Origin of the sequence: Armatimonas rosea (assembly GCF_014202505.1) — a bacterium.
Classification (GTDB): Bacteria; Armatimonadota; Armatimonadia; order Armatimonadales; family Armatimonadaceae; genus Armatimonas; species Armatimonas rosea.
Genome location: NZ_JACHGW010000003.1, coordinates 444,912 through 462,572, shown reverse-complemented (window position 1 = coordinate 462,572; position 17,661 = coordinate 444,912). Strand labels below are relative to the sequence as shown.

Below are 17,661 nucleotides of genomic sequence, written 5' to 3'. Positions count from 1 at the left end.
CGTGACGAACACCCGCTATTTTTCTTTGAAGCGATGCCCTGTCCAAAAGTAATCGGTCGTGTGCCCGCCCCCCTCGCGCTCCGAGTAGCTCTCGCTGACGATAAGTAGTCCGCGCTTGTCGCGGCTGAACTCAACCGTGGTGGCAGCGATGCTACTGGAGCTGTCGTTGAAGTCCTGGGCACAAAGGAGCTTTGTGAAGCCGTCGGGGAAGACATGCACCCGCACCATGTCCGATCATCTACGAGGCGGGATTTCGCGCAAGGAAGATATCGTGGTAGAAGCTCGCGAGCCGCCTCGCACGCGTCGATCCTGGCTTGGGCGCAAGCTCGCTCTCCTGCCAGACCAGTATAAAAAGCATCATCTGGTCGAACTCGTTGGAGATCTTCTCGGTTTCTAGAGCTTTCCAGCCCCCCTTGCCGTTCTGCTCCGGGTAGACCTCACCTCCCTCGGGGACGGCCAAGATCACGGCAAGGCAGCGCAGCAGTCGAGTGTAGGGATTCGTTCCTGCCCGATCAAACGCACTCACCGCGTCTTTTCCCAGGTACAGCTCCGCGATTCCCCGTCGCGCCCAGGCCCCCGTGTTGTTGGCATCGAGCGTCGTCGCCTCGGTCGCCGCCTTTAGTGCCTCGTCCGCACGGAACTGGCGTAGCAAGGCCTCGGCTCTGACACTAGACGCCTCTGCCTTGGCGCTGGGAGTCGCCCCGTAGGTAGCGGCCCTTTCGGCATCGGCGAGGACCTTGTCGTAGCCTCCCACGGTAACTCCTACTCGGGCACGGGTGAGGTAGGCGAATCTGTGCTGTGGAGCCAGCGCGATGGCCTTGTCCAGTACCTCCATGGCTCTGTCGTAGCAGCCGATGCTTTGGTAGACTCCTCCGATGTTGTTGTAGCCGTCGGCGAACTTGGGGTCGAGGGCAACGGCTTTCTCATAGCACTCTAGGGAGTTGCGCCAGTCGCCGCCCGCGTTGAAGGCATTGCCGCGCTCCTTCCACTCCAGCGCCGTCTTGGGAGAGCCGGGGGGCGGGCTGGGTAGCGTCGCGCAGGGTAGCTTTTTCACCGTCTCATCGCGCAGCTTCCGTGCTGCGTCGGCGAAGGGGTGGGTAGGAGCGAGGAGCAGCCCCCGCGAGAGAAACCCAACAGCCGTACCGGGTGTCACGAGGCCTCCCGACTGCGCGCCCATCACATAGAGAACCTCGGGGTCTTGACGGGCGTAGTGCGCCGCCAGAAGGAAGTAGAGGTTCGGATGTTGCCGAATAACTCCCTCTTTGATACTTAGTTTGGGAGCTTTTCTGTTGTAGTTGGTCAGCGCTACGAACCACTCGAAGTAGACCGCGTTGCTCTTCGGCTGAAGGTTCAGTGCCACCTTCAAATCCAGCAGCGCCGCCTCCTCGAACGAGTGGGGGAGCGGGCTTCGGATGTTCAGCAGGTTGATGTAGCCCCCTTTGGCAGCCCCAACGGAGTTTCGGAGCAAGGCGACCTCGTCGGGCGTGCGATCCGTACTTGCTTTTGCCCGAATCCGTTTCTCTTCTTGTTGGAAGGCGGCGCGCTCTCGAAAGTAGATAATCCGTGCCAGCCGTGCCGTGAAGTCTTTTGGGTTCTTGGCAATCGCGCCGTTCAGAGCTGCTTGTTTGGGATCGAAGGGATCGATCGTGCCGAAGCGCCCGTCGCGTGCCGCCGCCGCTTGCCAGTGCGCCTGTGCGAGAGGCAGCTCTCCCTGAAGATAGCCAATCATGCCCTGTAGCCGCTCCGTGTTGGCCAGTTTCTTGGAATCGACCGTCTTATCACCGCTACGAGCGACAAAGCAGTTCGAGGCCGCCACCGCCGCACTAGAGAGATCCCCAAGAGCGGCATAAGCCTGTGCCAAGATAAAGTCGGCATCTGCGGTTCTTTTGCCCTTGGCTCGGGCATCTTTCGCGTACTGGACGGCATCGTCGAAGTGCCCCAGCCTCCAGTGCATTTCTGCATAGTTCAGTGTCGCTTCCAACCAGCCGTTGTCGGTAATGAAGTATTTTTCTGGCAGCCTGTAGTATCTTCGAGAGTCGCTAAAATCCAGCAGAGCGGCTTGCCACTCTTCGAGTTCCATCCACAAGGTCCCGCGAAGGTTGTACCAGCGTGCGAGATCGGCTTGTAGCTCCGCTCGCTTACGCGAATCGGCCTCGTTTCTTTCTTTCTCACGATGGGTATCGATTTGCTTCGTGAGGCTCGCGAGCTCCTCGCGTACTTTCTTTTGCTCCTCGTCTTTTGTCGGGGGTTGGGCAAGAACGGCACTGCCAAGACTGCCTCCCAAACCTCCTAGGAATGTCAAGCGATTCATTTCCACATCTCCTGCCGGGCTTCGTCCGCAATGCTTTTCAGGAGGTCGGGCTTCCCTGCCACCCGTATCAGCGTCTGGAGCTTGGTGAGAGCGATGTGCACCTCCACCAGCTCCGAGATCGGTAGGTTTTGCATCTTCTAACCTTTCTTGCTTCGTGAAAAATAAGCTACCCCGCATCTCCCTTGGGGCGACTGCGGATGCTCTCTGCCTGTGCCAGCGCGACGAGGGCGTCGATGCGCCAGCGTGGCTCGGTGACGCGGGGAAGGAGCCGGAGCGCGGTGGGCGGGTCGGCGTAGGCGGCGAACTCAACATACTCCGAGATATCCGCTTGACGCATGCTCAGCTCGCTCGTGGACGCCTTTTGCTTCCAGTATTTCTCTTTCTCGACTAGCTCTACGCGTAGCTTTTTCTTGAGCTGCGGCAGGAGGCGCCCGGCAATATCGGGGTTGTCTTGGACAATTTGATAGACCCGGTACCAGTCCCGTGCCGACGCTGAGGCTGGGTCTAGTTTTTCTGCGAGAAGCGCAATATTAAGGCGACGCTCCGCGTCGATAAACAAAGTGGTGTTCTTGGCATCGCGCCATGCGGCGGTGTAGTTCTTGGTGCGTGTGACATGGGCAAGGTACTCCTTCTCCTCCAGCAATATGACCATACGCGGGGGCAAGTCATCCGGGCGCGAGTCTTTGGTTAGCTTGCCCAGAGCCGCGAGTGCCTCCGGCTTTTTCCCCAGCCAGATCAGCCCCAGTGCCAGGTACCCGGGCGCGTCGACGGTCTCTTTGCGTAGGTTCTGCTCCGCGAGGGCCTTATCAGCGGGCAGGGACTGGGAGATGCCCAGGCAGACTGTCAGTGCCCCAAAGCGCCCGTCGTGCACCACGCGTGGTGCCAGCGCGAGTGCCGCCGCCCGTGCCGCGTCTTTTTCGTCGGCAAAGCCCTTCATCAGCGCGGCTTCGGCGATTGCGAGGTACTGGGCGAGACGCTCGGTGATTTGCGGGATCTTCTCCGTATTTTTGAGTGCCTCTCGCAGAATAGCCGGGGCGTCTTTGTCGTCGATCACGCGCATAAACGGCAGGTTATTGGCGGCGAAGTAGCCCACGGAGTCGTACTTCTGCACCAGTGCCAGTGCCTCTGCCTTCCAGAGCTGGTTGAGGTAGCCCTCCACCACCAGTTCCACGAGGCCAAGGTCGGGTTTACCGTCCACGGTGACCAGCGACACGGCCTTGGCGAGCGTGTTCTTGATCACCGCCTCGCTTGCCAGCCCGTCCTGCGCCTTGGCCATCCCCAGGTAGACACGGAGAATTGCATCCCGAGTGCGCTTGCCAAAGTCGGGGCCGCCGTCGCCGGGGTGGTCATCGATCCCAACCTTGGGAAGAAGTGCCTGTGTCTGCGCCAGGTAGCCCAGCGCGAGTTTCTTAGCGTTTTGCATCATGCCTCCTAGATTAACAAGCTACCGTGACGACAGCGTTACAGACTAGCTGGGGAGGGTATCGAGAAATGCCTTGAACTCAGCGAGGCGCTGGAGGATATCCCCCGACGGTCCCCCGTTCTCGGAGGTCCAGACCTGGCGGGCCCAGGTATTGAGCTCGCGCATCCCGACCCAGCGGATGTAGGCACTCTCCGCGCGCTCGGCGGCTTTCTGGGAGAGCCCCCCAAGGTTGTAGAGAAAGGCCGCTTGGGCGTTCACCGACGCGCGGGCAGCGATAATCTTCTCCACGGTAGCGGTGGCGAGCTGCTGGGTTCCGGCGTGGCGGTAGAAGAGCGCGGCCCACTCGCCCTCGCCTTGGAGGATCACGCGCTGCGCCGCGGAGTCGTGGCGGGTGGGCATGAGGCCCAAGATAAAGAGCACCGCGAGCAGGCGACGGAGCACCTGCCCCTCGGAGTCGGTGGCCTTGGTGGTGGTGGTGACCAGCTTCCCGAGCTGCTCCAGGGCGGCGAAGTGTACCTCTAGCCGCTCGCGATCCCGTGCGACGGACTCCTGGGAGAGCCGCTCCGCGGCCTCGTCGAGGTGCTTCTTCGCCAACGGATCGAGGACTGCCAGCTTGAGGTCGGTCTCCGGGTGCACCAAGACTCCCCCCAGCCGCCGGGCCAGCAGAGCGCCAAAGCCCGCGACTCCGAGAAACCCAAAGGTGTAGACACTCCCCACCAGCACCGAGAGCCCGATGGCCAGCGCGAGGACGCCGGTCTCAAGACGTGCTTTCTGGAGCTTTTTCTCAAACTCGGCCACGAGGATGGCCTTGCGGTTCTCCCGGTCGAGCGTGATGCGGTCCCGGTCTCGGTTGATCCGCTCTTTTACCCGACGCACCACCCCCGACGAGCCCTTGCCATCGGCGAGCTTGCGGGAGCTCCCCCCGACACCCGTCCAGAGATTACGAACCGCCTCATCGCCGGTGAAGAAAGGAAGGATCGGCCCGGCGGCGTGCGCCCCGAGCTTCCAGTGCCGGTCGTGCTTGGCGCGGGTCTCGGTGTTGCTCAGGACTTCGTAGGCAAGGTTGACCTGGACCTGGGCATCGTGCGAGCCGCCCCGGTCCGGGTGGGCGCGCCGTGATGCCTGCTTAAAGGCCGTGCGAATCTCGGTCTCGGAGGCACCCGGTGCCACCTTGAGCACATCGTAGCAGTTAAATTGTGTCCAGGACTTAACAGTCATACCGGTAGTCTTACGGGGAGCCCACCCGCTCCCCTCCCTTACTTATCGGCAGACTCACGATTTTTTTCCACTCTCTCCCGCAATCAGAGCGGCAGTGGGCGTACTCGGACCTGATGGAGGCTATCGACACTCGCCGCCACCCCCTGCGGAAGGGTCGCCGTCAGCCCATCCAGGACCTGGGGCACCAGCGCGGCGACTCCCTCGGCGGAGAGCCCCTCGATCCGCAGGCGAATCACGGAGGGCTTGCTCGCACCGGTGCAGGCGAGGAGTGTGTGAAAGTCGGAATCCAGGGTCACGACCGTGCGCTGCTCGCGGCGGGCGTGGGCAAGGATCTCCTCATCGCGTGCCAGCCCCAGCCCGAGCTCCTCGGTGTGCACCCCATCGACTCCCTGCGCCCGCAAGAGCGCCGCGTTGCGAAAAGGGAGGCCTTGGTCCAGTAGCAGTTTCATGCCAAATTCTATCACGGGGGTCTCAAGCCGGTATAATCGACAGTGGAAGAGGTGCCTCATGGAACGTGGCCTGCTGGTTGTTGCGCTGGTGTTGAGTTTACTCACGGGAGGGGTTGGTTTTCTGCCGCCACGACGAGCTGTCGCGCTACCCTGGCAGAGCGCGCTCCCTGCCCTTGTCGCCTTTCTTCTCTCCCTTTCCACCTCGGGGAGCTTCGCCCCAGGTCAGGCGCTAGGGCTAGGTGTGCTCATTGGAGGCATCTTTGGGGCACTCGCAGCCTGGCTTGTCCTGCAAGAGAGGCCCACGGCCGCCGCAGGGCTGGCGCTGGCTCCCTTGTTCCTCTTTTTGATGCAGCACGGGAGCTTCCCCCGTGAGAACCTGCTTGGTGCGACACTGGGCTTGCTCGCCGCACTCTGCCTGACAGGGCTCCGCCACCCCGAGAGCGTACCGTCGCTCACCCTTGTCGGCTCGCTCACGGTCGGGGTTGGGTCGGCGGCGGCGCTGGGCACCTTCCGGGGCGGGGCGGCGATCCGCGGCGGCTGGCTGGCCTTTGCCCCGCTCTTTGCGGTCGGAGGGCTCGTGATCGCCAGTGTGCAGGGACACATCAAGGCGCGCGACAAGGACATGCGAGCCATCATAGGGCTTGTCGGATTTTTCGTCTACGCCCTCCTCGCGACACGGCCCCTTGCCCTCACGCTCATCGGGCCGCTCAAAAATGTCGGTGTCCTGACCGCCGCAGCGATAGCCTTCCCCCTCACTCTGATGCTCCTCTGGCTCCACCAGACTGAAAAGCGAGCCCTGAGTGCGCTCCTCATTGTCCTTGCGATCACGTCGGCCAACCATACGGGACAGGGCTACGCGGTCGCTCTGCTGGCGATTGGTCTGGGGCTGCTGTGCCTGCTCACGGAGAAGACCGAGGTCCTCCTGCCTGGCCTGGTCGCGGCGGCGCTGGCGGCGCTCTGGCGGCTGGTCGCACAGCGCTTCGACGGGGCACACGGCTTTGGCCTCCATGAGCAGTACCTTCTCCTCGGCCTGCTCCTGGGGGGGCTCTTGCCACGGCTGGCGAGCGGCTTCCCGGGCCCCCTCGCCGCGGGAGCGACCCTGCTTGTTGCCCCGACTGTCCTCTGCATCCTCTACGGCGCTCCCGCGGGCCTGACCCTTGTCCTCGGGCTGCTCGCCGGGCAGCTCTGGAGCGCGGCCACGGAGAGAGAGCTCACGCTTGCACCGCTCTACTCGCTGGGAGTGGCCACCGCCCTCGCACAGCTCCTGGGGCACCTCGCTCCCCTCGCCAGCAAGACCCGCCTGGATCGGCTACTCCTCACGGGTGAGCTGGTGCTTGCCTGGGCCGTGTGTCTTGGGATCGGCTACGCCCTCGCGCGGAGGCAGAAATGAAGACAGCCCTTGCTCCCACCCTCGCGGTCCTGCTGATCCTGCTCGGCTTTGGGGCGCTCTTTGCCCAGAGCGAGCCCGTGGGAACGGTCGACGGCACGGTCACCTTTGCCACGACCAAGAAGCCCTTCGCCGATGCGACCGTGGTCTTGGTGCCCGAGGCGGAGAGCGACCGGCGCCGCTGGCGGGCCCACACCGACTCACGCGGCCACTTTTCTCTCTCACACATCCCGGTGGGCACCTACTCGCTCTCTCCCCAGGCGCAGCACCACCATGGCACCGTCAAAGACCTCCAGGTCCGTGAGGCCACCACCACCCACACCGAGCCCGCCTTGGAGCCCAATGGCGCGGCACTGGAGCTTACCTACACCCAGCAGCGGACCTTTGGAACGCATGAGACGCCAACACTCGCGCTCACCGGGCTGGGCAGTGCTGGGGAGAAGATCGGGGTCTCCCTCTACCGTGCGCGCCTCTCGGAGGTCCTGAGCAAGCCCGAGCGCGCCGAGGCACTGGGGCGTATCGGAAACGCGTGGAGCGAGGCGACCAGCACCTTGCCCACCGCGCTCAAGCCGCTCTGCACGACACCGATCGTCGAGAACCAGGAGGCGATCTCCCGCGTGGACCGAGAGGGGTTCTTTACCCTGCGCCTGCCCCTGCGCGGCCTCGAGAAGAAGCCCGGCCTCTACTTCGCCCGCCTGACCCACGCCAAGCAGACGGTCTGGTCCTGGGTGCAGCTCACCGACACGGCCCTGGTGACCCACTACTCCCCGAGCGACAAGAGCCTTCTCGCCTTTGTGGTCGATATCGAGCGGGGGACGCCCCGAGCGGGAGCACGTGTCCAGCAGTTTCTGGCGGGCAGTGTGGTCGCCGAGAGCACGACCGATGCCCAGGGCCTCGCGACGCTGCGCGGCGTGACTGCCAGCGGCTCGGCCACCCTGGCACGGGTCGGCGACGATGAGACGATGATCTACGAGGCGCGGGGGGCGCAAGAAGACGACCACGAGGCGCTGGTGGGCCACACGATCACGGACCGCCCGCTCTACCGCCCCGGCCAGACCGTCCACTACAAGACCATCCTACGCCGCCCGACTCCTGGAAACGCGACCGCCTACCGCCTGCCCGCCGGCGAGCCTGCCGTCGTCACGCTCACCGACCCGAACGGCCTAGAGCTCCAAAAAGAGACCAAGACCGTCACTGCCAGTGGCGCGGTGATCGGGGAGTTCACGGTCAACCCCGAGGGCCAGACCGGCTTCTACGACCTAAAAGTGGAGGTTGCGGGGAAGCGGCATCTCCAGAGTATCGAGATCGCCTCCTACCGCAAGCCCGAGTTCTCGGTGAGTGTCACGCCCAAGCAGCTACGGCTCCTGCGAAGCGGCCGCCTGGACGCAACGATCGCGGCGACCTACTACTTTGGAGCACCCGTCGCAAATGCCAAGGTCCGCTGGAGCCTCACCCGGGAGACCGACTGGTCCGCCGACTACGACAACACGGGCTGGCCGGGGATGGAAGAGGACCTCGCCGGGGAGGACTATGGCTCGGGGAGCCTGGTCGCCGATGGTGAGGGGCGGCTAGATGACACCGGGCACCTGAGCCTCTCGCTGCCCACCGAGCCCGAGAAGCCCGAGCCCAAAGAAGAGGCTGAGGACAGCGACGAGCCCACACGCCCCCACTTCCCCGCCCAGACCGAGCGCTACAAGCTCACCGCCTATGTCACCGACAACGCCGAGCGGGAGGTGGAGCAGTCCGCGGATGTGAGTGTCACCGCCGCCGATGTCAAAGTGGCTCTCACCCCCGAGGGCTATCTCGCCCGCGCGGGACAGCCTACCCGCCTCTTTATCACGGTCCGCGACCACGAGGGCAAGGCGGTCGCCAACGCCCCGGTCACCCTGCGAGTCGAGCACCAGGAGAAGAAAGGCCCGGTCGCGGTCATGGCCCCGCTCACCGGAAAGAGCGGCGAGGACGGGCGCACGACCCTCACGATCACGCTCCCGAAGAGCGGCGATATCGATCTGATAGCCACCGCACGCGATAGCGCCGGCCGCGAGGCCCAGACCCACCAGACCCTCTGGGTGACCCCACGCGATGAGGTCGCCGAGGACAGCACCCGGCTCGCGGGCCTGACCCTCGCCACCGACAAGCGCAGCTACGCCCCCGGCGAGACCGCACAGGTCGTGATTGGCGCGGCGGAGACCGGCCAGACCGTACTGCTCACGATCGAGGGCGAGCGGCTCTACAAGGCAATCGCGGTTCCCGTTCGCCAGAGTGTCACCCGGATCGCGGTTCCTGTCCTGGAAGAGTACGGCCCCAATGTCTCGCTCGGCGCGGTCTATGTCGCCCACAAGCAGCTCCAGCAGACCGAGACCCCCCTGCGTGTCACCCTGCCCCGCAAGACCCTGAGTATCGCCCTCACCCCCGACAAGCCCCAGTACGAGCCCGGCCAGCCCGCCCGCTTCGAGGTCGCCGTGACCGATAGCGCGGGCAAGCCGGTCGCCACCGAGCTCGCGCTCTCGGTCGCCGATGAGGCTATCTACGCGCTCAAGGAAGACGATTCCAAGGCGCTTCGGAAGGCGTTCTACCCGCACCGCACCAGCGATGTCCGCACGCGGCACTCGTTTGAGATTCTCTACCTGGCAGGCGATGGCAAGGACGGCATCAAGGTCAAGACCCGCGAGAAGTTTGTCGATACCGCCTACTGGAACCCCGAGGTGCGCACCAACGCCGAGGGAAAGGCGACCGTGACCTTTCCCCTCCCCGACAACCTCACCACCTGGCGGGCCGTGGCGCACGCCGTGAGCGACCAGACTGCAGTCGGCTACGCACGGGCAAAGATCCTGGTGAACCGCCCCTTCTTCGTGCGCCTGGACATGCCCCGCTTTGTGGTGGAGGGCGACCAGGTAAAGCTCACCGGCCTCGTCCACAACAACAGTGGGCAGTCGCAGACCGCGCACCTGCGTCTCAAGGCCGCCGGTCTGAGCGAGCCGGAGAAGACCTTGACGGTGGCCACGGGGACGATCGGGGAGGCGACCTGGAGCTGGACGGTTCCGGGAGGGATGCCCGAGTCCACGGAGCTGATCCTGGAGGGCTGGACCGAGACGCGCCTCACCGATGGGGTCAAGCTCCCGCTCACCGTGCGCCCTTTTGCCCGGGAGACAGTCACCAACTACGGCTTCGATCCGCAGGGTGCGCTCGCTCTCACCGTCCCCGAAGGCGCGATTGCCGAGCGCTCGTCGCTGACCGTGCGGATCGCTCCCAGCCTAAAGACAACCATCACCGAGGCGACCGACTACCTCCGAAAATACCCCTATGGCTGTGTCGAGCAGACGGTCAGCCGCTTTGTCCCGCTGATCGCAGCGGGTGTCGCCGACAAAGCCCTGGTCGCGGAGGGGGTATTGCACCTCGCCGGGATGCAGCAGGGCGATAAGGGCTGGGGCTGGTGGTACAGAGACAACTTTGATCTCTGGCACACCGCCTACGCGGTCTGGGGCCTCGCCGAGGCGCGTGATGCGGGCTATGCGGTCCCCGACGAGCTCCTCACCCGAGGCACCAAGCCGCTCTGGGCACTGTTGGAAGCCCCCCTTACCCCCGTCCCTGACACCGCCTTCGCACTCTACGCCGCCAGCCGGGTCGATCCCGCCCGCGCCCGCGCACTCGCCCCCGCCCTGCTCCACCGCTTCGGCGAGCCGAGCGCCAAGCGCGCCGATACCCTCGCCTGGCTCGTCCTGTTCTGCAAGAGCGCGGGCCTCGATCCCCTTGCCTACGCGACGGCACTGGAGAAAAAAGCGGTGGTCGACGGTGCCTTTGCCCACTGGGGCGATGGGAGCGAGCGCACGACCACGGCCCTAGCCCTGCGCGCCCTGCTCACCACCCTCCCGCAGAGCCCCGTGCTCTCCAAGGCGACCACCTACCTGCTCTCCACCCAGACCGAGAGCTACTTCGGCAACACCCGAGACACCGCCTTCGTGATCTCCACCCTCTGCCTCCTGCCAGAGTCCAACAACGCGAGCGTGGCACCGTCTTTGACCCTCAATGGCAAGCCGATCCCCCTCGCGCCACGGGGCAAGCTACGGGAGGCGACTATCCCCGCCACCGCGCTCCAGCCCAGATCCAATACGCTCCAGGCGACGGGCGGCTATGCAATCGCCACTCTGCGCCAGACCACTCGCACGGAGACACTCGCGCCGCTGGATGCCAAGGGGCTCAAAATACGCCGCGAGTATGTCCGGCTGGCATCGGGGCCCAAGGGCCTCCTCCCCGAGGCAGCCAGCACGAGCTTCCCGCAGGGGGAGACCGTGCGCGTCCGGCTGATTGTCGAGGCGACTCAGGCGCAGGAGTTTGTCTTGCTGGAGGACCGCTTCCCCGCCGGGTTTGAGCCCAATGCCCGTGGGACACTTGAGGAAGACGATACCTACGGTAGCTGGAATTTCTGGTACTCGCATATCGATGTTCGGGACGACCGGGTCGCGCTCTTTGCACGGCACCTGGCACCGGGCAAGCATGTCTACGAGTACCATCTACGGGCGCAGACACGGGGAAAGAGCCATGCTCTCCCCAGCGCAGTCACCCCGATGTACAGCGCAAACGTGCGCGCGGAGTCGGCGGGTGAGGTACTGGAAATCCGGTAGAAAGCCGACTAAGATACTATGACTCATTTTGCTTTTCGTGACTTCGCCCCCAAGCAGAAGCGGCCCGCGGGCTTCTTCCAGTCGGCGGAGTTCGATAACCTCATGGACGCGGTTCTACAAGCAAATCTCTGGGTACGCGACCACCAGGTCAAGGTCCTGAATATCGAGACCGTTGTCCTGCCCAATATCTTGGAGAGAGAGAAGCCCGTGACCGAGGAAGCCACGATGGAGGGAAGTGTCGCCACCTACGAGGGAATCTCACACTACAACCACTGGTACCAGTTTATCCGGGTGTGGTACGAGTTCGACGAGAAGCCACGTGAGCCGAGAGAACAGGAGAAAAGCAAATGAAGGGACTCTGGGGCGGACTCTTAGGGGCACTTGCCTTAGGTGCCTCGACCGCGTACTACCACACGCAGCTTGGGTCGCAGACCGCGGGAGAGATTGTCTGGGCGGTGGTCTTGCTCCAGGCGGTGCCGGCGGGACTTCTCCTGGGCACAACAACCGAGTGGGCCTTGCGCGTACCGGTCGGGGGGCGACGTGCCTTCTGCTGCTTCTTGGGAGGTCTCCTTGGGCTGGTGCCACCTGGTGTCTGGGGCTGGCTGGCCGTGAGCGGAGACCCTCTGCATGGTCTCTCCAAGCTCTGGGAGACACTGGTGCTCTGCATGCCCACCCTCGGCGTGAGCGGCGTGCTGACAATCTGGGGGCTGACCAACCTGCGCCCCGCACGCTTTCGGAAAAAAGAAGGGGACGAATAGCCGCAACCGGCGCGGGGAAATTCCGTCGTAGATAGGTAGGTATGGCACTCTCCACCCAGCAACAGCGCGAGCACGCAACGCCCCCCACAACCGCAACCGCCCCGGTCGAGTCGTCGCTGGCCGCCCTCTGGCGCGAGATCATCACCGAGAACCCTGTCTACCAGCGCGAGTCCCATGCGATCCAGATCCCCGCGAGCTACTCCCCGGAGAAAGCCGACGCCCACCGTGCCAAGCTCCGTGCCGCCCAAGACAAGTGGGAGGCCCTGCCGCCGCAACAGAAAGCATGGCGTCGGACACGCCCCTATCTGATTCTCTTTGGCATAGCCTACGCCCTGATTCCGATACTCCTTCCCTGGCTCAACCGTGGGGGTGGAGGGGGGCTAATCGGCCCGCTCATCAGTGGGCTCGTTATCTCCACCGCCCTCACGAGTGGCAGCATTGTCGGAGAGCGGGAGAAGCGCACCTGGAATGCCTTGCTCCTCTCTCGCCTTACCCCCGCGCAGATCCTGGGAGGCAAGATCGCCAATGTGCTCCGGGTCTCGCTCTTGGCGCTGTCCGGTCTGTTTACGATAGGGCTGGCACTCGTGGCGCGTGGGGTGATCTCCCCCGCCGTGCTGCTTCTCTTGCCGCTGGTGCTCCTGCCCAACACCCTGCTCTCGGTGCTGGTGGGGGTCGAGATCTCCCTCTGGAGCAAGAACCTCAAAGAAGCAAGTAGCAAGAGCATGTGGCGGCTGGGAGGGCTGAACTTTCTGGCCTTTCTGCTCTGTCTCCTGACGGTTGTGATGCTGTTTGGGCACCTTCCTCTCGCGCTTTGGGTTGTCCCCGTGCTCTACTGCCTCGTCGTCGTGCTCGCCGCACGCCGTGTCTGGCAGCGGATGCTTCGCTCGCTCTGGGATGCGCCCAAGGATTTTTCCGGGTAAATAGGACAATATTCGCGCTATACTGAGTTGTTGTCTGTAGGAGTTGTTATGCTTAAAGTCACGCAAGAAGAAAATGAAGAACAGAAAAAGCAGGTTCCGCCCGTACGCCCCCCTGCTCCTCCTCAGCCCACTGCGGCAACCCTGAGCGCCGACGACGAGGTCTTTCTCTCGCGGCTACGGAGCGGGGAGACCTTCACGGGAGGAGAGCGGGTCCTCCCGACACTCACTACCCCCCCACAGCACCTCGCCCCTCCCCCCACGACCTTCTCTCTCCCCGAGTGGTGGGCGCACTTGATCACCACCAACCCGATCTTCCAGAAAGAGCTCCTCTCGCAGAGGCGGACGGCGGAGAAGAAGCAGTCCGCGACCCGTACCACGGAGAAGACCCTCGGCATTCTTGGCATCCTAGGGCTCTACGCGGGGATGTTCTACCTTATCTCGCTCGCAGTGCCGCTACCTCAGTCGGTTCAGCAGGGGTACTTCTGGGGGATGCATGGCTTCTTGGTCGTGCTCCAGGGGCTCGTGCTGATGCTGGCCATGCCGCTCCAAGCCGCGACCTCGATCACGGGGGAGCGGGAGAAGATGACCTGGAACGCCCTGCTGCTCTCGCGCAACTCGCCCCTGCAGATCCTCGCGGGCAAGGCGGCGGGGACGCTCCGGCCGATCGGGCTTTTCTATGCGGGAATGCTTCCCGCGCTGGCGATCACCGCAACCGGGACGGGGATGTCCTGGACCAACTTCTTGGCATCGCAGGTGATCATCCTGGTGACTGCCCTGCTCAATGTCACCCTGTCGCTCTACTGCTCGCTCACCAGCAAGAAGAGCCAGCAGGCATCGGGCAACGCCGGAGGCTGGGCGATCGTGCCGCTCCTTGGGCTGCCCGGCCTGACCGCCATCACCTACGCCGCACCGGCGCTGATGGCGAGCCTGATGAACACGAGCTTTAACCCGCCCGCGTGGTTTCCCTGGCTGGCGGGCTTTCCCAATATCTTCAATCCCATCGCCGCGATTGTGCTGTCGATGACCTCTGCGCCCCACGACTGGCCCGCCTGGCTCTGGATCTTTGTCCCCGCCTTCTACCTTGTGGCGGCGACCCTGACCATCCGAGGCCTCTGGAAGCGCATGCTCGATATCTTCTGGCAGGCTCCCAAAGACCTCTCGGGGTAGGGGCTAGCTGAGCACCTGGCTGGAGTGGCGGACTTCGATGCCACAGGCCTTGAGCAGGCGCCCGACATAGCTCTCGTGGTAGCGCACCCCGTAGGCCCGCTCGATGGTCTCCGCCACACGGCGGTAGGTCCAGATATCGTCGCTGTAGCCCCACGCGCGTGCGCCACGGCTCAGCAGGTCCGAGAGCTCCTGGCGCTGGCAGGCGGTCAGGTGCGACGGTGCCCCGGTGGGCTTGCGGCGGCGGAGAACCTCGACCGCGCTCTCGTCGGGCACCTCGCGAATTCGCTTTACCCACTGGCTCACGGCACCGCAGGTCACGCCCAGTGCCTCGGCGATATGCTTCTGCTTCCAGCCCTGTCGGTAGAGCTCCAGCGCCCGCAGCCGTCGTCCTTCGCGCCAATCCGATGCCGTGTCCGACACCTTACGATTGAGCACACCACTCGTTGTCAAACCACCCGTTGTTAATCCACTCGTCATCATGCCGCTCTCTCTTTGACTTCTGTTTTCGAATCCCCGTAGGCCGAAGTAGTGCTTGCACGCAACACCTGATGGAGGGCATCCCACGATCCCAGCTCGTCTCGTGCCCCCTCTAGATAATGAAGATTGTAGAGGGCGCTCAGGGCTCCCAGGCCCGCGCGCCGCGCTCCCCCCAGCGGGAGCGCATAGACCGCCTCTGCTCCTATGCGGAGCAGACCACGCAGCGCTTCTCCCACCCCCGTGCGAGGAAGTGCCAGGTCCGCGAGAAGACGTGTCGCCTTCTGGCGTGACGCATACCCGTGCCGCACGACCTCCCAGCTCGCATCGCCACGCTGTGCACGGATCACATCGAGCTTGCCATAGGCATAGGGGACGCGCAGCCAGGACTCAAAGCTACGGTGGGGCCGGTGAAAGGCCGCCGCCGCGGGCTCAAAGCGGAAGTAGACACCGCAGGTCCGCTCCATCCGAGTCGCCAGCTCGACATCCTCTTGGCGCGTGAAGCCTTCGTCGAAGCCCCCCACCGCCAGGATAAACGCGCGCCGCACCGATGCATTGCCGGTGTAGAAGTTATGAGGACCGCACTCGTGTGCCGCCCAGGTCCCGCTCTTCCAGGAGCTGTACTGCTTCTGGAGCATCGCGTGCTCCCAAGCGATCCAGACCGGCTCGACACGCCGGCGCTCCGGATCGGGCGACATCGGGCCGATCAGGACTAAGTCTTTCTCTGCCAGGTGGCGCTGGGCGTGCACTTGTAGGCAGCCCATCTGCGGTTCGACATCGTCATCCAGAAAGACAATGACCTCGCCCGTCGCCTCTTGGACGCCGCGGTTGCGTGCCCGTGCCGGTCCGGCGTTTTCCTGCCGGATCACCCGGAGCGTGAAGGGCAGCCGTGCCGCCAGCCAGCCCACCAGGAGCGCGTCCGTACCGTCCGTGCTCCCATCAGAGACCACGACCACCTCGAAGCCGCCGGTAACCGGCTCCTGACGCTTGAGTGCCTCCAGGGTTACTCGCAGGCTCTCACAGCGGTTGTAGGTTGGAATGACCACACTTAGAAACGGCATTGCACTTCTCATCTCTCGCCTTACTGCGCTTCCAGCTTGACTGCGGGGATCGCCTCAGTCTCTCGGCAGCCGGTGAGGACCGCACGGTAGACCAGCTCCATCCGCGAGCACATCTGCTCCGGCGTACTCTCTCGGAGCACCCGCTCTCGCGCGGCGGCTCCCATCTGTTTTCGTCGTCCCGGATTACTGACTAATGTAAGCAACGAGTGTGCCAAAGCGTCTATATCGTAGGGTTCTGTCAAGAAACCCGTTAGGTGATTTTCCACAACCTCGGGGACCCCCCCATTGTTGTAGGCCACGACCGGCTTTCCCAGCGCCATCGCCTCGAGATAGACCATGCCAAGGGGCTCCTCAAAGCTGGGCATGGCGTAGATATCAAAGGCATTCATCAGGCGGGGGATATCGCGGCGGAAGCCGGTGAAGGTGACTTTATCGGTCATCCCGAGCTGGGCGACCTGGGCCTTGAGCTCCTCGCAGAAGCTCCCGCCGCCCGGGTTGGCGCGGGAGTCGTCCTCCCCGACAATCATCAGGTGGACCTGCGGCACTTGAGGGAGCAGCCGTGAGACCGCCTCGATCAGCTCCTTCTGGCCCTTCCAGCGGAAGAGGCGCGAGCAGACCCCGATCAGTACGGCATCGGGGGCGATCCCAAACTCTGCCCGGACCTCGGCGGCATCGGTGCGGGGCTCCCAGGTCGAGTCGTAGGTGTCCAGCGCATTGACCACGGTGTGCACGCGCTCGGCGGGAATCCCGGCCTCAACCACGGTCTTGGAGACAAACGCGGAGACCCCCACCACGGCATCGGCGTTGCGCAGGGCCCAGCGGACGGTCGGGCTGAGCCAGTTGGCGTAGCGGACATGCATGTGAATCACGCTCTTTGCACCGGTGAGCTTGCCCAGCAGGACACCATAGAAGGCATCACGCGGCTTCTCGGTGCCATGGATCACCTGGATCCCCTCCCGCTTGATGTAGGCAGCCAGCGCGAGCAGGTGCAAGGGAACCAGCGGCCCCTGGGTCAGCGACATCCAGAGCCGCTCCCAGAGGGGCCGGGAGAAGACCGTCGGGCCGAACTCCGTGGGCCGGACCTTGATCCCCTTGATCTGCTGGATGCGCTCCAGCGCCGTCATCGCGACATTTGCATCCTGACGTCGGTTACACGCCACATGGACCTCGACCTCATCGTGGTTGAGGTGCTGCATGAGCTGGGCATGGATCGCCGAGTCCGCACCAAAGAAGGTCTGCGACTGTAGGAACAAAACACGCTTCATACCCGTACCTCCGTCTCCAGTGACCGGATCACTCGTGCCGGGCTCCCCCCGACCAGCGTGTGGGGCGGCACATCGCGGGTCACCACCGAGCCCGCCGCCACCACCGCGCCCTTACCAACCGTCACGCCGGGGAGGATAATCACCCCTAAACAAAGCCAGGCACCGTCTTCGATCACCACCGGCTTGGGCACCAGCGCCCCCGCACGGTGGCAGGGATCGACCAGCTCATGGGTCCCCGTGACAATGGTGACATGGGGGCCAAAGGTCACGTTGTTTCCCACCCGAACCGGCGCGCAGCAGTCGATCGAGCCCGGCGGGTAGATCAGGCAGTCGCTCCCGATAGTCAGGTTCCGCACCGCATCGCGGCCCCCGCGCAGGCGCAAGATGCCACGGATCAGGGTTCGGGGACCGATCTGAATCCCGGCGCGGCGGTAGACCAGCGCACGCCAGCGGCCTGCCATGTCCTCGGGGATGCCACGCAGGCAGGTCTGGGCTACCACGAGGCGCCAGGGGACGCTCGTGACTCCCAGCTCCTCCGCAAGGGCGGTCAAGACCCGGTTTCGCACGGGCTCGCGCTGTGGCATTGTCTTCTCGATCATCGGTCCA

The 17,661-nt window shown here is 64.2% G+C and carries 16 protein-coding genes; 6 read left to right on the top strand and 10 right to left on the bottom strand.

Annotated features, from left to right (window positions below; translation table 11 throughout):
• Positions 1-15: 15 nt before the first annotated feature.
• From HNQ39_RS17140 to HNQ39_RS17115, 6 genes are all read right to left on the bottom strand, one after another.
• Complete coding sequence (locus HNQ39_RS17140) at positions 16-228, bottom strand: hypothetical protein (protein WP_184199049.1); 213 nt, start codon at positions 226-228, stop codon at positions 16-18.
• 10 nt (positions 229-238) lie between these two features.
• Positions 239-1,954, bottom strand: a complete 1,716-nt coding sequence (locus HNQ39_RS17135; protein ID WP_184199046.1) for a tetratricopeptide repeat protein — start codon at positions 1,952-1,954, stop codon at positions 239-241.
• 353 nt (positions 1,955-2,307) lie between these two features.
• Positions 2,308-2,445: a hypothetical protein gene (locus HNQ39_RS17130; protein WP_184199043.1), complete on the bottom strand. Its 138-nt coding sequence runs from the start codon at positions 2,443-2,445 to the stop codon at positions 2,308-2,310.
• A gap of 32 nt (positions 2,446-2,477) precedes the next feature.
• A complete protein-coding gene (locus HNQ39_RS17125) occupies positions 2,478-3,737 on the bottom strand; it encodes a hypothetical protein (RefSeq protein WP_184199040.1) in 1,260 nt (419 codons plus the stop codon).
• Between the two features lie 42 nt (positions 3,738-3,779).
• The gene (locus HNQ39_RS17120) at positions 3,780-4,952 is read right to left on the bottom strand and encodes a DnaJ domain-containing protein (RefSeq protein ID WP_184199037.1); all 1,173 of its coding nucleotides are present in this window, start codon (positions 4,950-4,952) and stop codon (positions 3,780-3,782) included.
• An 83-nt stretch (positions 4,953-5,035) separates the two neighbouring features.
• Positions 5,036-5,401 carry a DUF5615 family PIN-like protein gene (locus tag HNQ39_RS17115; protein ID WP_184199023.1) on the bottom strand — a complete coding sequence of 122 codons (366 nt, stop codon included), beginning with the start codon at positions 5,399-5,401 and terminating at the stop codon, positions 5,036-5,038.
• 58 nt (positions 5,402-5,459) lie between these two features.
• On the opposite strand from HNQ39_RS17115, the gene HNQ39_RS17110 reads away from it, so the two are divergent.
• From HNQ39_RS17110 to HNQ39_RS17085, 6 genes are read left to right on the top strand one after another with little or no spacing between them, the layout of a single operon-like run.
• On the top strand, positions 5,460-6,791 hold the full coding sequence (locus tag HNQ39_RS17110; protein WP_184199020.1) for a hypothetical protein: 1,332 nt from the start codon (positions 5,460-5,462) through the stop codon (positions 6,789-6,791).
• Positions 6,788-11,410: an alpha-2-macroglobulin family protein gene (locus HNQ39_RS17105; RefSeq protein WP_184199017.1), complete on the top strand. Its 4,623-nt coding sequence runs from the start codon at positions 6,788-6,790 to the stop codon at positions 11,408-11,410. The genes HNQ39_RS17110 and HNQ39_RS17105 overlap by 4 nt, the downstream gene beginning before the upstream one ends.
• An 18-nt stretch (positions 11,411-11,428) precedes the next feature.
• Positions 11,429-11,761, top strand: a complete 333-nt coding sequence (locus HNQ39_RS17100; RefSeq protein ID WP_184199014.1) for a hypothetical protein — start codon at positions 11,429-11,431, stop codon at positions 11,759-11,761.
• Positions 11,758-12,168, top strand: coding sequence for a hypothetical protein (locus HNQ39_RS17095; RefSeq protein ID WP_184199012.1), 411 nt, complete (start codon positions 11,758-11,760; stop codon positions 12,166-12,168). The genes HNQ39_RS17100 and HNQ39_RS17095 overlap by 4 nt, the downstream gene beginning before the upstream one ends.
• A gap of 41 nt (positions 12,169-12,209) precedes the next feature.
• Positions 12,210-13,088, top strand: a complete 879-nt coding sequence (locus HNQ39_RS17090; protein WP_184199009.1) for a hypothetical protein — start codon at positions 12,210-12,212, stop codon at positions 13,086-13,088.
• Between the two features lie 48 nt (positions 13,089-13,136).
• Positions 13,137-14,255: an ABC transporter permease gene (locus HNQ39_RS17085; protein WP_184199006.1), complete on the top strand. Its 1,119-nt coding sequence runs from the start codon at positions 13,137-13,139 to the stop codon at positions 14,253-14,255.
• A gap of 3 nt (positions 14,256-14,258) precedes the next feature.
• Here HNQ39_RS17085 and HNQ39_RS17080 read toward each other — a convergent pair whose 3' ends face one another.
• The 4 genes from HNQ39_RS17080 to HNQ39_RS17065 are packed head-to-tail and all read right to left on the bottom strand — an operon-like array spanning position 14,259 to position 17,654.
• On the bottom strand, positions 14,259-14,705 hold the full coding sequence (locus tag HNQ39_RS17080) for a helix-turn-helix domain-containing protein (RefSeq protein ID WP_184199003.1): 447 nt from the start codon (positions 14,703-14,705) through the stop codon (positions 14,259-14,261).
• Positions 14,706-14,731: 26 nt separating this feature from the next.
• A complete protein-coding gene (gene epsD / locus HNQ39_RS17075; RefSeq protein WP_184199000.1) occupies positions 14,732-15,790 on the bottom strand; it encodes an exopolysaccharide biosynthesis glycosyltransferase EpsD in 1,059 nt (352 codons plus the stop codon).
• Between the two features lie 20 nt (positions 15,791-15,810).
• Positions 15,811-17,055 carry a glycosyltransferase family 4 protein gene (locus HNQ39_RS17070; RefSeq protein WP_184198997.1) on the bottom strand — a complete coding sequence of 415 codons (1,245 nt, stop codon included), beginning with the start codon at positions 17,053-17,055 and terminating at the stop codon, positions 15,811-15,813.
• Positions 17,052-17,654 (bottom strand): acyltransferase, encoded by a 603-nt coding sequence (locus tag HNQ39_RS17065; RefSeq protein WP_184198994.1) that lies wholly within the window; start codon positions 17,652-17,654, stop codon positions 17,052-17,054. Before HNQ39_RS17065 ends, HNQ39_RS17070 begins: the two co-directional genes overlap by 4 nt.
• Between the last annotated feature and the right edge of the window lie 7 nt (positions 17,655-17,661).

Bases quoted from the DNA above. Each gene is read 5' to 3' on its own strand.
- HNQ39_RS17115 (WP_184199023.1), bottom strand. From the start codon at position 5,401: ATGAAACTGCTACTGGACCAAGGCCTCCCTTTTCGCAACGCGGCGCTC.
- epsD (WP_184199000.1), bottom strand. From the start codon at position 15,790: ATGCCGTTTCTAAGTGTGGTCATTCCAACCTACAACCGCTGTGAGAGC.
- HNQ39_RS17065 (WP_184198994.1), bottom strand. From the start codon at position 17,654: ATGATCGAGAAGACAATGCCACAGCGCGAGCCCGTGCGAAACCGGGTC.
- HNQ39_RS17135 (WP_184199046.1), bottom strand. From the start codon at position 1,954: ATGCACTGGAGGCTGGGGCACTTCGACGATGCCGTCCAGTACGCGAAA.
- HNQ39_RS17090 (WP_184199009.1), top strand. From the start codon at position 12,210: ATGGCACTCTCCACCCAGCAACAGCGCGAGCACGCAACGCCCCCCACA.
- HNQ39_RS17085 (WP_184199006.1), top strand. From the start codon at position 13,137: ATGCTTAAAGTCACGCAAGAAGAAAATGAAGAACAGAAAAAGCAGGTT.
- HNQ39_RS17105 (WP_184199017.1), top strand. From the start codon at position 6,788: ATGAAGACAGCCCTTGCTCCCACCCTCGCGGTCCTGCTGATCCTGCTC.
- HNQ39_RS17130 (WP_184199043.1), bottom strand. From the start codon at position 2,445: ATGCAAAACCTACCGATCTCGGAGCTGGTGGAGGTGCACATCGCTCTC.
- HNQ39_RS17095 (WP_184199012.1), top strand. From the start codon at position 11,758: ATGAAGGGACTCTGGGGCGGACTCTTAGGGGCACTTGCCTTAGGTGCC.
- HNQ39_RS17125 (WP_184199040.1), bottom strand. From the start codon at position 3,737: ATGATGCAAAACGCTAAGAAACTCGCGCTGGGCTACCTGGCGCAGACA.
- HNQ39_RS17120 (WP_184199037.1), bottom strand. From the start codon at position 4,952: ATGACTGTTAAGTCCTGGACACAATTTAACTGCTACGATGTGCTCAAG.
- HNQ39_RS17110 (WP_184199020.1), top strand. From the start codon at position 5,460: ATGGAACGTGGCCTGCTGGTTGTTGCGCTGGTGTTGAGTTTACTCACG.
- HNQ39_RS17140 (WP_184199049.1), bottom strand. From the start codon at position 228: ATGGTGCGGGTGCATGTCTTCCCCGACGGCTTCACAAAGCTCCTTTGT.
- HNQ39_RS17070 (WP_184198997.1), bottom strand. From the start codon at position 17,055: ATGAAGCGTGTTTTGTTCCTACAGTCGCAGACCTTCTTTGGTGCGGAC.
- HNQ39_RS17100 (WP_184199014.1), top strand. From the start codon at position 11,429: ATGACTCATTTTGCTTTTCGTGACTTCGCCCCCAAGCAGAAGCGGCCC.